We start from the raw sequence: 12,273 nt of genomic DNA, 5'->3' as shown, positions 1-12,273 counted from the left end.
AAATGGGATTTCTCCCCGAGCGCAGACATCGGTCAGCTGCGCTGCCGATTGCGGTGTCATCGTCTGCGGCGGTGGCAAACTGCTGCGCACCGCGAGCTATGGCGGTTGCTGAGGACGCTTTTCAAAGAGACCGGCGATACCGATGAGCTGATCGACTAGCCCTCAACGTCTCGCCAGCCTTTTGGGCTTTCTCAGCCACATCCGCATGGCCCTTGCCTCGGCACGCTTTTTGAGTTCGGCCTTGATCTTTTCGATCAAGGTTATTGCTTCTGGTGTCTGAATTTTAAGGGTGGAGTTCACGTGCGCGCCCTCCCAAAAACTGCGTTCAGCAGGCTAGTCCAATTCCGGAAGAGGGCAATCTAAAAAAGTCGGTGCCGCCAAACCTTTCGCAGTCCTTTGTGTTTGGTGTATAAGCCATCTGCCATGGAGTGGAACGCCTCCGACGTTGCGTTACTCACAGCGCTTTGGACCAAGGGCCACAGCGCCGCGCAGATCGCGCGCCGTCTCGGGTATAGCCGTAACGCGGTCTGCGCCAAGTTGCTGCGCATGGGCCTGAAGCGCGGTCACAAGCCGCCAACCGCCAATCCCAAGATCATCGCGAGGCCATCGTTGGCGGCATGCCACCGCCCGGTGGAAAAGGTGATGTCTTCACACAAGCCAAAGCCTAAGGAATTCACCAAGCGCCAGCTCTGCGAGATGCTGGCTGAGGCCGCCGCTAACACTGCGCGACTGCTTCGATGATGCCTTGCCTTGGGAGGAGCAAAAACATGACCCCACGCATCCCCGAGGAATTTTCCACCAGGTTGATCGACTGGAGTCCCTTCGTGATCATGGGCAACACGATGCCGCCCCGAGATCATCCTGACGAGGATGAAGAGGAAGAGGAAGAGGAAGAGGACCGCGCCGACGAACCGCCGGTCGTGCGCGAGCCGGACGAAGACTAGAGCATGATTCCACACGCAAAAAGCCGCCAAGGTCTCCCTCGACGGCTCGTGCCGTTGCGTTTGCGTAGAGGTACTGTGTCGAGCGGTGCTCGAACGCAGCCCGTGCTCGCTCTTATTTGGACGCACACGACCTTCAATGAGGCGGTGGGTGCGTTGCCAGTGTGTCGGGCCAACGATCCCCGATCCTTATGACATGTGACTGGCGGCGATGCTCTTCAAGCCAGCGTTGCTGTCCCATTCGATGAAATGGCAAAGCGGGACATGGCTTGATGGGCCAGCTTGAGGAGGCAGCGGATCAAGCTATCGAGGCGTGCGGCGGTGATGCCCGCGAGGCCGTCAAGGCGCTGATCGTCAACCAACCGAGACAACGTCTCTCTGATTGTCGCAAGAAGCTCGATTGCCCGGACACCATGACCCCGACTTTTCGAGGTGGCTCAAGGTTGATAGAATTCTCGATATGGTCCTAGTGGTTGATTTAGCTGGGTCGCCTGTTACCCTCGATTTCACTCATCAGCGGGTGCCAGAAAAGGTTGGGACAAAAAATGCGTATTCAGATGTGTCTTTGCGCGGTCGGTCTGCTGGTCGCAAGCACGGTCAATGCGTCGGCCTTTTCGGCAACCTTCAAATGGTGTGGTGGACCTTCTCCGGTGTTTTCGTTGAGCGGCGTTCCGAGCGGGACGAAAACACTTCAATTCCACATGATTGACCTAGATAAACCGGACTACAATCACGGCGGCGGCAATGTTGCCTACACCGGACAAAAGGCAATTCCTTGCGGTGCGCTGAACAACTATTCGCCCCCGAGCCCCCCGAGCGGCAGCCACAACTATCGATTTGATGTTACGGCGATCGGCGCAGGCGGAACGCTAGGAACTGCAAGTTCCACGCGAAAGTTTCCTGAGAAATAGGCGCTAGTAGCCGTGCTTCCCTCGTCCCATAAAGAGTATGGGCGGGAATATGGGCCGCCGATCAACCCATTTCGTAAGATACTGGGAAATGAGCGTTTTTTGGTCAGGCTGGCGGAGAGAGTGGGATTCGAACCCACGGTACGGTTTCCCGCACACACGCTTTCCAAGCGTGCGCCTTAAGCCACTCGGCCATCTCTCCAGCGGCCCTCTCTTGAAGGGGCAGGACCGATTTTGCAAGGGACGCCGGGCGCAGCCGTCGAAGTTTCCCCAACCAATTGAATTTATTTGATAATTTCGCACCAACCCCAAGCGCCGCGGCGGCGGATGCTGGCGCCTTGAACCGAAATCCTGCTATTGCCGACGACCGTAGCGGCAACTCAGCGGATTCTGCGGGCGGAGGACGGCATGAACATCACGCGGACACTCCTGTTCCCTGTCCTGATGGCGGCTTTTGCCGCGGGCGCCGCCGGCCCGGCGATGGCGCAGGCCTGTACCCGCCAGGGCACGGATGTGAGTTGCGACGACGGCAGGCGCGGGATGTTCGCGGGCGACGCGATCATCTGGGCCGACGGCACGCGATCGCGCCTGGCCTCGCCGCATCCGAGTGTCATCGTCGGCCACAAACCATCGGTCATCGTTGGCCAGGGCGTGTTCGCCGGCGGCCAGGGCAAGGGCGTCGTGCCGATGGAAAATCCCAGCGACCCGCGCCGGGCGCGCTGCCCGGTGCTCGATGGCGTGTCGTATTGCTACTGAGGTCGATTTGACTCCCTCATGGTGAGGAGCGCCAACGGGTCGCGCGAATGCGCGCCCGATGACAGGCTCCGCTGCGTCTCGAACCATGAGGCCGGGCTTTCATCCTTCGAGACGCGGCCACGTGGCCGCTCCTCAGGATGAGGAGAAGATTGCCAGCGAGCGCTTGACGTTTCTAATGATACCGCACACCGCCGTTGACCGAACGAAGCGGCCACGACGGGGTCGGCGGTTCAGCCGGCATCGGTCCCAAAGGGCCTGCATCGACTTGGCTTTCCTGCAGCGCGTCGATGAAATCGGCAGACCACTGCTGAATGGTGTGGTTGCGCAGTCTCGTCATCATCGCTTCCCAGCGCATCCGCCGTTCGGGCAGCGGCATCGACAGCGCGGTCGCAATGGCGCGCGCCATGCCGTCGATGTCATGCGGATTGACCAGCAGCGCGGCGTCGAGCTCGTTGGCGGCGCCGGCGTATTTCGACAGCACCAGCACGCCGGGATTCTCCGGATTTTGCGCGGCGACATATTCCTTGGCAACGAGGTTCATGCCGTCCTGTAGCGGCGTCACCACGCCTACCTGCGCGGTACGATAGAGACCTGCCAGCACCGCCTGGCCAAAACCCTTGTTGAGATAGCGGATCGGCGTCCAGTCGGCTTCGCCGTGGATGCCGTTGACGTCGCTGACGAGCCTGGCAAGTTCGCTCTGCAGGTTGCCGTAGGCCTCGATCGCGCCGCGCGACGGCGTTGCGATCTGTAGCAACGATGCCGCGCGCTTGAGCTGCGGCTGCAACGTCCACATCCGGTCGAACGCCTTGATGCGGTTGACCAGTCCCTTGGAATAGTCCAGCCGGTCGACGCCGATCGCCAGCGCCTCGCCGTTCAGGCTGCGCCGCAGCCGCGAGACATCGGGATGGGTCACGGCCTTGGCCGCGAGCTGGGCAAACTTCTGCGGATCGATACCGATCGGAAACACCTCGGCGCGGGTCCGGCCGTGCTGCGAGATCACGACCCCAGCGTGCACGACGAGATCGAGATCCACCTGCGCGTAGGACAGGAAGTTCTCGCAATCCTCGTCGGTCTGGAAGCCGACGAGATCGTAGGCCAGCATCGCCTCGATCAACGCACGATGATGCGGCACGCCGGCGATCACCGCGCGCGCGGGCCACGGCGTATGCATGAAGAGTCCGATCGGTTGCGTGATGCCGAGATCACGCAACTCCGCGGCCAGCGCCAGGAAGTGATAATCCTGGATCCAGAACATCGAATCCGGATTCTGGAATCGCAGCAGCGCGCGCGCCATGAAGGCGTTCACTTCGCGGTAACTGGCGTAGTCCTCCTCGGAAGCGCGGATCAGGTCGGCGCGCGAGTGCAGCGCCGGCCACAAGGCCGAATTGGCGAAGCCTTCATAATAGCCGCCGTAATGCGCGGCCGGCAGATCGAGCATCGCGAGCGCGCCCGTCCCCAAGGCCTCGATTTCGGCGAAAGGTTCCTTCTGGTTCCCGTCACGGACCCGGCCGCTGGAACCGACCCAGATCGCGCCCGATTTCTCGACAACGGGCAATAACGCCGCCGCGAGTCCCCCGGTCATGGGTTCGTTCGGCTTGGCGTGCGCCACGCGATTTGAGACGACGACGAGGTTCACAGGTCCCCTCCTGTTGGTTCGCTCGCAAGTTAACAACCATTCATCAATATGGTTCCTGATCACCGTTTCAACGAATTGAAACCAAATTCGGGCTGCGACGGGGCGGAACTCACCGGAACTCACGAAAAATAAAATTCGACGTGACAACGAGGATGAAGCGCGAAGAAATGATGGTTGAAACCCGGCGACACCAGAACGTTTATGGCAGGCTTGCGTCCCTTTCGTCGTCAAGCAGATGCGAGAGAAACTCCCGCACATCGCTTGGCGTATCGAAATGTCCGGCCACGCCCTTGGCGCGACGGCCGACGGAAAATGCGAGGCCGTCCATATCCGGCATGATGGCGAACACCGATTCGTCGGTGACGTCGTCGCCGATGAAGAACGGACGGCGCCCCCTGAAGGGCTCGTGCATCATCAGTTCGCGCACGCCGCTCGCCTTGTTGAATCCGGAATGCTTGATCTCGCAGACGCATTTTCCGGGCAGCACTTCGATCGGCGCGCTCGGCAGATCGGCCCTGATCAGCGACACCGCCGCGTAGATCGCCTTTTCCGCATGCGGCGCGAGCCGGTAATGCAGCGCCAGCGAATAGCCCTTGTCTTCCAGCAATATTCCAGGGCTCAACTTGGCGATGGCGGCGAGCCGCCGCTTCAATTCCTTGTCCATCGGCGGCGCATGGGCGTCGACGGCTTCGCTGTCACCGCGAATTCGCATCTCCGCGCCATGACCGCCGACCGCCGGGAATTGATCCGGCGCGAAGATCAGATCGATATCGTTGAGCGAGCGCCCGCTGACCAACGCTAGCGCGCCATCGGTCCGCTCCAGCAAACGATGGAGCGTCTTCGCCAGGCCCGGCGGCACCCAGACTTCGCGCGGCGTCGGCGCCAGATCGAGCAGCGTACCGTCGATGTCGAGCAGCACGGCACACTCGCGCAGATGCGGCACCAGCGAGCGCGGCACCGGAACGGTTTCCGGCGCACCCGTATCGTCGTCCGCGATTTCGTCTTCCAACGGCATTTCAGCCAGTTCCTGATTCATCTCATTCTACTCCACAAAGGCAAGCGGCCGTGCAACCGATTCGAGCGATTTGCGCTCGGCCGCGACCGCGTATCGCCAGGCGACGACGGCGGCCGCGACCATCAATGCCGACCCGAACAGATAGCCGGCGAAAACAGAGTTGCGAGATCCGGTATCGATCAGCGCCCCGAACAAGGCGGGACCCGCCACGCCGCCAATGCCGGTGCCGATCGCGTAGAACAGCGCGATCGCCAGCGCCCGGACTTCCAGCGGGAACGTCTCGCTGACGGTGAGATAGGCCGCACTCGCCGCCGGCGACGCAAAGAAGAAGATCACCATCCAGGCGATGGTCTGGGTCTGCGCGCTCAGCGCGCCGATCGAAAACAGATAGCCGGACACCGCGAGCAGCACGCCCGAGACCCCATAGGTCAGTGTGATCATCACGCGGCGACCCAGCGTATCGAACAGTTTTCCGAGCAGCAGGGGCCCCAGAAAATTACCCGCGGCGAACGGCAGGATGTACCAGCCGATCTGACTGGCCGGGATACCGAAGAAGTCGGTCAGCACCAGCGCGAAGGTAAAGAAGATGGCGTTGTAGAAAAACGCCTGCGCGGCCATCAGCACCAGTCCGACCAGCGAGCGCTGACGATGGACCTTGAACAAGGTATCGGCCACTTCCCGCAGCGGGGTATGATCGCGCATGCGTATCCTGATCTTCGGGAGAGTTTGCTGCGGCACGTCCCCCGCTGCCGATTTCTCGATCTCCGCCATGATCGCATGCGCCTGGTCGGGACGGCCGTGGATCATCAGCCAGCGCGGGCTTTCCGGAATCCACATCCGCATCACGAACACGATCAGGCCGAGACCTGCACCGGTGAGATAGGCCAGCCGCCAACCGAGATCGGGAGCGATCACGGCGGGATCGAGCAGAACAATGGCGCTGAACGCGCCAATCGCCGCGCCAATCCAGAAGCTGCCGTTGATCACGAGGTCGGTCCAGCCGCGGTAGCGCGCCGGCACCAATTCCTGGATCGTCGAATTGATCGCGGTGTATTCGCCGCCGATCCCCGCGCCCGTCAAAAAACGGAACAGCGCGTAACTCGCCACGCTCCATGACAGGGCCGTTGCGGCGGTCGCCGTCAGATAGAGCGCCAGCGTGATGAAGAACAGCTTCCTGCGACCGATCCGGTCGGTCAGCCAGCCGAAGCCCAAGGCGCCGAGCACGGCGCCCGCCAGATACGCACTGTTGGCAAATCCGACGTCGAAATTCGAGAAATGCAGCGCCGGGCTTTCCTTCAACGCGCCGGCCAGCGAGCCCGCCAGCGTGACTTCCAGCCCATCCAGAATCCAGGTGATTCCGAGCGCCAGCACCACACGGGTGTGAAACCCGCTCCAACGCAGATTATCGAGCCGCGCGGGAATACTGGTCTCGATGATGCGATCGTTATCTCGCCGCAGCGATCGCGAGGCGAACGCATTGTCGTTCGCCTTCGAACCGTGCGCCGTCACCTGCACATTCATTGGATTCGACCAACGAAAAAATCCCCGGAACGGCTTCCCCGGGGTTCCCTCGCCCAAATTGCGGCAAACATGATGCCCGCCACGCCAGACAACGCCCGCGCAGCCTCAGGGTTCCCGCATGGCGATGAAGGAACCAAGGCACAAGTAACGGAGAGAGTAACAGCCAAAGCCTGTGGTTAAGGGTCCCGGCGCCCGTGCGCAATTGCGCATCAGGCCGGGACGGCGACAGGTGCGCTACGCCGCCCTGATATTCGCCATGAAGCGATCGAGCTCCTCGCGCAGGCGCGTGCTCTCGCTCGACAGCGTGCGCGCCGAATTCAACACTTCCTCCGAGGCCGAGCCGGTTTCGGTGGCGCCGCGGTTGACCTGCATGACGTTGGCGGCAGCTTCCTGGGTGCCCTGCGCCACGTTCTGGACGCTGCGCGCGATTTCCTGCGTGGCAGTACTCTGCTGCTCGACCGCGACGGCGATCGTGGTGGCGATATCCGAAATCTTGCCGATGGTGCCGCCGATCTCCTTGATCGCCGCGACGGACTCCTGCGTCGCGCCCTGCATGCCCGAGATGTGGTTGGAGATTTCGTCGGTCGCCCTCGCGGTCTGGCTGGCCAGCGACTTGACCTCGGACGCGACCACCGCAAAGCCGCGGCCGGCATCGCCGGCGCGGGCCGCCTCGATGGTGGCGTTCAACGCCAAGAGATTGGTCTGCTCGGCGATCGCGGTGATCAGCTTGACGACGTCGCCGATCTCCTGCGCCGCGCGCGACAGCTTGCCGATGCGGCCATCGGTCTGTTCGGCCTGACGCACCGCGGCTTCGGCAATCTGGCTGGATTCCTTGACGCGGCGGCCGATCTCGTCGACCGAGGCCGAGAGCTCCTCGGTCGCTGATGCCACCGACTGCATGTTGCTGGAGGCCTCTTCCGAGGCGCCGGCGACCTGGCTCGACAGACTCTGGGTGGTTTCCGCCGTCCGCGTCAAGGTGCCCGCAGCCGCTTCAAGCTGCACGGCCGACGCCGAAACGTTGCCGACGATGGCGCCGACCGCGGTCTCGAAATCGTCGGCGAAACGAATGAGCTCGGCGCGCCGCGCCGCGCTTGCGGCCTTGTTCTGCGCTTCCTGGGTGGCGGCGTCACGTTCGGCGCGGGCAACGGCCTGCACCTTGAACTCCTCCACCGCGCCCGCCATCTCGCCGAGCTCGTCCTTGCGCCCGAGGCCGGGCAGCACGACGTCGAAATTGCCGGCAGCGAGTTTGCGCATCGCACTGCACATCGCCGTCATCGGCCGGGAAATGCCCTTGCCGAGGAAAAAGGCCCAGACGCAACCGAGCACGAAGCCGCCGGCCGCCAGCATCAGGATCAGATGCTCGGTCTCGCCGATGGTCGCGTTCGATTCGGCCTCGAGCCGCTTCTGGTCGGCCAGCAGGTCCGACTTCATCACACCGGAGCCCTGGTTGATGGCGGCCGCCGACTCCGTCATTTCGAGGGTCAGCTCGTCGATTTCCTTGGAATTATCGACCAGCTTGGTCAGCGCCTGCCGGTACTCGTCCAGCATGCCGGAGACTTCCTTGATCCCCTGCTGGACCTTGTCTGTGGTCGACGAGATCGCCTTCAGCGATCCCTCGACAAATTTCAGGCGCGCCAGCGCGCTCGCCGCGGTCGCCTTGTCGGAATTGACCACGAAGGTGTTGGCGAGCGCCGTCACCGCCTGAAACTGATCCAGCACCCGCTTTGACCCGAGGGTGACCACCTGGAGTTCGCTGTCATCGGCGTTGCTGGGGAGATCGTCGAGCTTGTAGCGCAACGTGGTCCCGGTGCGCGCGAGCTGATTTTGCGTGATCTGCGCGCTCTGCTCCTTGACCTGGAGGATGTCGGCGAAAATCTTGGTGAAGGCGCGGAATTCCCGCTCCAGTTTCACGACCTGTTCGAGCCGGGCCGGGTTGGTGGTGCCCTTCATCGAGGCGAGGATGGCCTCCTTCAGGCTGCCCTCGGCCGCCAGCGCCGCCTTGCCGTCGTCTTCCTTCCCCGTCGCCACGAAATAGCGGGCCAGCGACCGGTAGGAGATCAGTTCGCGGTCGATATTGCGGGCCAGATCCGCCTCCAGCACGCTGCGGCGGTAGGACTCCACGCCCCCGGAAACCCGCTCGAAGCCGAGATAGGCAAAACCCATGCTGGCAGCCGAAATGGCCAGCGTCACGGCGAAGCCGAGCATGATCTTGGCGCGGAACCGGAGGGTCGGAAATTTGATCGACGACGCCCCGGCACGTTTCAGTATTCCCACCTCAAGCCCCCCGCCTTCGTTCTGAAAACTCAGGGACCGGGCGGCCGAAGGCCCCCGATCCCTGCGTAAAACTACGGCAGAATGGATAAGGGTGAGTAAATTCGGCCCGGTTTCCCTTGGGTTGTGGGGGAGGCCGACCCTCACCCTCCCCTGGAGGGGGAAGAAAAACGGTTCGCGCTGACTCCGCGCGCGCCCTGCATGTCATCACAATGACAAGCGCGACCAAAATCCTAGTTGCAAGTTCCCTCCCCGCTGTTTCTAATTGGAATAATTACAAAACATCGGGAGGATCACGCGTGTCTACCATCAAACTGACGGTGAACGGCAAGGCCGTCTCGGTCGATGTCGAGGATCGGACCCTCCTCGTCCATCTCCTGCGCGAAAACCTGAACCTGACCGGCACCCATGTCGGCTGCGATACCAGCCAATGCGGCGCCTGCGTCGTCCATATCGACGGCAAGGCCGTCAAATCCTGCACGGTACTGGCCGGACAGGCCGCCGGCTCCAGCGTCACCACGATCGAAGGCCTTTCGAAGGGCGACGAACTGCACCCGATGCAGGCGGCGTTTCGCGACAATCACGGCCTGCAGTGCGGCTACTGCACTCCGGGCATGATCATGTCGGCGGTCGATATCGTGCACCGTTACGGCGGCAAGCTGGATGAGGAAATCGTCCGGCAGGAGCTGGAAGGCAATATCTGCCGCTGCACCGGCTACCACAACATCGTCAAATCGGTGCTCGATGCGGCCGGCCGCATGAAGGTCGCGCAGGCGGCCGAATAGCCTCTGCCGGCTACCAAATCCGAATTCAAGACCGCCACCTTTCGATGGAAAGGGCGGAAACAATAACTCCGGTTGGGAGGACAGAACATGGGCGTTGAAGGCATTGGCGCAAGCGTCGTGCGCAAGGAAGACCGCCGTTTCACGACTGGCAAGGGCCGTTACGTCGACGACATCAAACTGCAGGGCATGACCCATGCCCACTTCATCCGCAGCCCGCACGCGCATGCCAAGGTCAAGAGCATCGATTCATCCGCGGCGATGAAGATGCCGGGCGTGGTCGGCGTGCTGACCGGCCAGCAGATCGTCGACGACAAGGTCGGCAACCTGATCTGCGGCTGGGCCATCACCTCCAAGGACGGCACGCCGATGAAGATGGGCGCATGGCCGGCGATGGCGCCGGAAACCGTGCGTTTCGTCGGCCAGGCGGTCGCGGTCGTGATCGCCGAGACCAAGAACCAGGCCAAGGACGCGGCGGAAGCCGTGGTGGTCGACTACGAGGAACTGCCCGTCGTCGCCGACATCCGCTCGGCGCTCAAGCCGGGCGCGCCGCAACTGCATCCGGAGGCCCCGGGCAACGTGATCTATGACTGGGCCATCGGCGACGAGGCTGCGGTCAAGGATGCCTTCGGCAAGGCCGCCAATGTGGTGACGCTGGAATTGACCAACAACCGGCTGGTGCCGAATGCGATGGAGCCGCGCGCGGCGATCGCGGAATATGACGAGGCCGAAGAGCATTTTACGCTGTACACGACTTCGCAGAACCCGCATGTCGCGCGCCTGGTGCTCTCGGCGTTCTACAACATCGCGCCGGAACACAAATTGCGGGTGATCGCGCCCGACGTCGGCGGCGGTTTCGGCTCTAAGATCTATATCTATCCCGAGGAAATGGTGGCGCTGTGGGCCTCCAAGAAGGTCCGGCGCCCGGTGAAGTGGACCGGCGACCGCACCGAAGCGTTTCTGACCGACGCCCATGGCCGCGACCATATCTCGAAAGCCGAGATGGCCTTCGACAAGGACAACAAGATCCTCGGGCTGCGGGTGAAGACCCACGCCAATCTCGGCGCCTACATGTCGCTGTTCTCGTCCTCGGTCCCGACCTATCTCTACGCCACGCTGCTGTCGGGCCAGTACAACATCCCGGCGATCTACGCCGAGGTGATGACGGTCTACACCAACACCACGCCGGTCGATGCCTATCGCGGCGCCGGCCGCCCCGAAGCCAGCTATCTGGTCGAGCGGCTGATGGAAACCGCGGCGCGGCAGTTGAAGGTCGACCCGACGGAATTGCGCCGCAAGAACTTCATCACCCAGTTCCCGCATCAGACGCCGGTGATCATGGCCTATGACATCGGCGATTTCGGCGCCTCGCTGGATGCGTCGATGAAGGCGATCGACTATGCCGGCTTCCCCGCGCGCAAGGCCAAGGCCAAAGCCGAAGGCAAGCTGCGCGGCATCGGCGTCTCCTGCTACATCGAGGCCTGCGGCATCGCGCCCTCGAAAGCGGTCGGCAGCCTCGGTGCCGGCGTCGGCCTGTGGGAGTCGGCCGAGATCCGCGTCAATCCGGTCGGTACGATTGAAGTCCTGACGGGATCGCACAGCCACGGCCAGGGCCATGAGACCACCTTCGCGCAGTTGATTTCGGAACGCCTGGGCGTCCCGATCAGCCAGGTCCAGATCGTCCATGGCGACACCGACAAGGTGCAGTTCGGCATGGGCACCTACGGCTCGCGCTCGCTCGCGGTCGGCGGCACCGCCATCATCAAGGCAATGGAAAAGGTCGAAGCCAAGGCGAAGAAGATTGCAGCCCATCAGCTCGAAGCGTCGGAGAACGACATCGTCATCGAGAACGGCGAGTTCAAGGTCACCGGCACCGACAAGTCGATCGCGCTGCCGATGGTGGCGCTCGCCGCCTACACCGCGCACAACCTGCCTGACGGCATGGAGCCCGGCCTGAAGGAAACCGCGTTCTACGACCCCACCAACTTCACCTTCCCGGCCGGCACCTATATCTGCGAGATCGAAGTCGATCCCGCGACCGGCAAGACCTCGTTCGTCGACTTCGTCGCGGCGGACGATTTCGGCCGCCTCATCAACCCGATGATCGTCGAAGGCCAGGTGCACGGCGGCCTCGCCCAAGGCATCGGCCAGGCGCTGCTTGAACTCGCGGTCTATGACAGCAACGGGCAGCCGGTGACAGCCTCGTTCATGGATTACGCCATGCCGCGTGCCGACGACCTGCCCTCGTTCAAGCTGTCGCATACGCCGACGCTCTGTCCGGGCAACCCGCTCGGGGTCAAGGGTTGCGGCGAAGCCGGTGCGATCGGTTCGTCGGCGGCCGTGATCAACGCCATCACCGACGCCATCGGTAACAACAAACTGGAAATGCCGGCGACGCCCGATCGCGTCTGGCATGCCATTCACGGTTAAGCGGGAGAGAGCG

General features: G+C 62.7%; 12 protein-coding genes and 1 tRNA gene. 7 read left to right on the top strand and 6 right to left on the bottom strand.

The window, feature by feature from the left end:
* Positions 1 to 162: 162 nt before the first annotated feature.
* Positions 163 to 300: a hypothetical protein gene (locus tag FFI89_RS34215; protein WP_168212759.1), complete on the bottom strand. Its 138-nt coding sequence runs from the start codon at positions 298 to 300 to the stop codon at positions 163 to 165.
* A 123-nt stretch (positions 301 to 423) separates the two neighbouring features.
* Between FFI89_RS34215 and FFI89_RS03005 the strand changes: the two genes are divergently transcribed.
* The 4 genes from FFI89_RS03005 to FFI89_RS02995 all read left to right on the top strand — a co-directional run bounded on the left by FFI89_RS03005 (position 424) and on the right by FFI89_RS02995 (position 1,852).
* Positions 424 to 741: a GcrA family cell cycle regulator gene (locus tag FFI89_RS03005; protein ID WP_138832765.1), complete on the top strand. Its 318-nt coding sequence runs from the start codon at positions 424 to 426 to the stop codon at positions 739 to 741.
* A gap of 26 nt (positions 742 to 767) precedes the next feature.
* Positions 768 to 944, top strand: a complete 177-nt coding sequence (locus tag FFI89_RS34210; RefSeq protein ID WP_168212758.1) for a hypothetical protein — start codon at positions 768 to 770, stop codon at positions 942 to 944.
* A gap of 269 nt (positions 945 to 1,213) precedes the next feature.
* Positions 1,214 to 1,411 (top strand): hypothetical protein, encoded by a 198-nt coding sequence (locus tag FFI89_RS03000; protein ID WP_138832763.1) that lies wholly within the window; start codon positions 1,214 to 1,216, stop codon positions 1,409 to 1,411.
* A 75-nt stretch (positions 1,412 to 1,486) separates the two neighbouring features.
* Complete coding sequence (locus FFI89_RS02995) at positions 1,487 to 1,852, top strand: phospholipid-binding protein (protein WP_246669354.1); 366 nt, start codon at positions 1,487 to 1,489, stop codon at positions 1,850 to 1,852.
* A 109-nt stretch (positions 1,853 to 1,961) separates the two neighbouring features.
* Here the strand turns inward: FFI89_RS02995 and FFI89_RS02990 are convergent.
* Positions 1,962 to 2,051 (bottom strand) — tRNA-Ser (locus tag FFI89_RS02990).
* Between the two features lie 206 nt (positions 2,052 to 2,257).
* On the opposite strand from FFI89_RS02990, the gene FFI89_RS02985 reads away from it, so the two are divergent.
* Entirely contained in the window at positions 2,258 to 2,605 is a 348-nt protein-coding gene (locus FFI89_RS02985; RefSeq protein WP_168212757.1) for a hypothetical protein, read from the top strand.
* Positions 2,606 to 2,777: 172 nt separating this feature from the next.
* Here FFI89_RS02985 and FFI89_RS02980 read toward each other — a convergent pair whose 3' ends face one another.
* From FFI89_RS02980 to FFI89_RS02965, 4 genes are all read right to left on the bottom strand, one after another.
* Positions 2,778 to 4,241, bottom strand: coding sequence for a trehalose-6-phosphate synthase (locus FFI89_RS02980; protein ID WP_168212756.1), 1,464 nt, complete (start codon positions 4,239 to 4,241; stop codon positions 2,778 to 2,780).
* Positions 4,242 to 4,440: 199 nt separating this feature from the next.
* On the bottom strand, positions 4,441 to 5,277 hold the full coding sequence (gene otsB / locus FFI89_RS02975; RefSeq protein ID WP_138832759.1) for a trehalose-phosphatase: 837 nt from the start codon (positions 5,275 to 5,277) through the stop codon (positions 4,441 to 4,443).
* Positions 5,278 to 5,283: 6 nt separating this feature from the next.
* The gene (locus FFI89_RS02970; protein WP_138832757.1) at positions 5,284 to 6,777 is read right to left on the bottom strand and encodes an MFS transporter; all 1,494 of its coding nucleotides are present in this window, start codon (positions 6,775 to 6,777) and stop codon (positions 5,284 to 5,286) included.
* 234 nt (positions 6,778 to 7,011) lie between these two features.
* Positions 7,012 to 8,982: a methyl-accepting chemotaxis protein gene (locus FFI89_RS02965; RefSeq protein ID WP_371722547.1), complete on the bottom strand. Its 1,971-nt coding sequence runs from the start codon at positions 8,980 to 8,982 to the stop codon at positions 7,012 to 7,014.
* Positions 8,983 to 9,347: 365 nt separating this feature from the next.
* On the opposite strand from FFI89_RS02965, the gene FFI89_RS02960 reads away from it, so the two are divergent.
* Both FFI89_RS02960 and FFI89_RS02955 read left to right on the top strand, forming a co-directional pair.
* On the top strand, positions 9,348 to 9,833 hold the full coding sequence (locus FFI89_RS02960) for a (2Fe-2S)-binding protein (RefSeq protein WP_138832753.1): 486 nt from the start codon (positions 9,348 to 9,350) through the stop codon (positions 9,831 to 9,833).
* 87 nt (positions 9,834 to 9,920) lie between these two features.
* Entirely contained in the window at positions 9,921 to 12,260 is a 2,340-nt protein-coding gene (locus FFI89_RS02955) for a xanthine dehydrogenase family protein molybdopterin-binding subunit (RefSeq protein WP_138832751.1), read from the top strand.
* Positions 12,261 to 12,273: the final 13 nt, after the last annotated feature.

The sequence above is a fragment of the Bradyrhizobium sp. KBS0727 genome (assembly GCF_005937885.2).
In the GTDB taxonomy this organism is placed as follows: Bacteria; Pseudomonadota; Alphaproteobacteria; order Rhizobiales; family Xanthobacteraceae; genus Bradyrhizobium.
This window is presented reverse-complemented; position numbering and strand designations above follow the sequence as displayed.

Bases quoted from the DNA above. Each gene is read 5' to 3' on its own strand.
- FFI89_RS03000 (WP_138832763.1), top strand. From the start codon at position 1,214: ATGGGCCAGCTTGAGGAGGCAGCGGATCAAGCTATCGAGGCGTGCGGC.
- otsB (WP_138832759.1), bottom strand. From the start codon at position 5,277: ATGAATCAGGAACTGGCTGAAATGCCGTTGGAAGACGAAATCGCGGAC.
- FFI89_RS02970 (WP_138832757.1), bottom strand. From the start codon at position 6,777: ATGAATGTGCAGGTGACGGCGCACGGTTCGAAGGCGAACGACAATGCG.
- FFI89_RS02995 (WP_246669354.1), top strand. From the start codon at position 1,487: ATGCGTATTCAGATGTGTCTTTGCGCGGTCGGTCTGCTGGTCGCAAGC.
- FFI89_RS34210 (WP_168212758.1), top strand. From the start codon at position 768: ATGACCCCACGCATCCCCGAGGAATTTTCCACCAGGTTGATCGACTGG.
- FFI89_RS02955 (WP_138832751.1), top strand. From the start codon at position 9,921: ATGGGCGTTGAAGGCATTGGCGCAAGCGTCGTGCGCAAGGAAGACCGC.
- FFI89_RS03005 (WP_138832765.1), top strand. From the start codon at position 424: ATGGAGTGGAACGCCTCCGACGTTGCGTTACTCACAGCGCTTTGGACC.
- FFI89_RS02965 (WP_371722547.1), bottom strand. From the start codon at position 8,982: ATGCTCGGCTTCGCCGTGACGCTGGCCATTTCGGCTGCCAGCATGGGT.
- FFI89_RS02985 (WP_168212757.1), top strand. From the start codon at position 2,258: ATGAACATCACGCGGACACTCCTGTTCCCTGTCCTGATGGCGGCTTTT.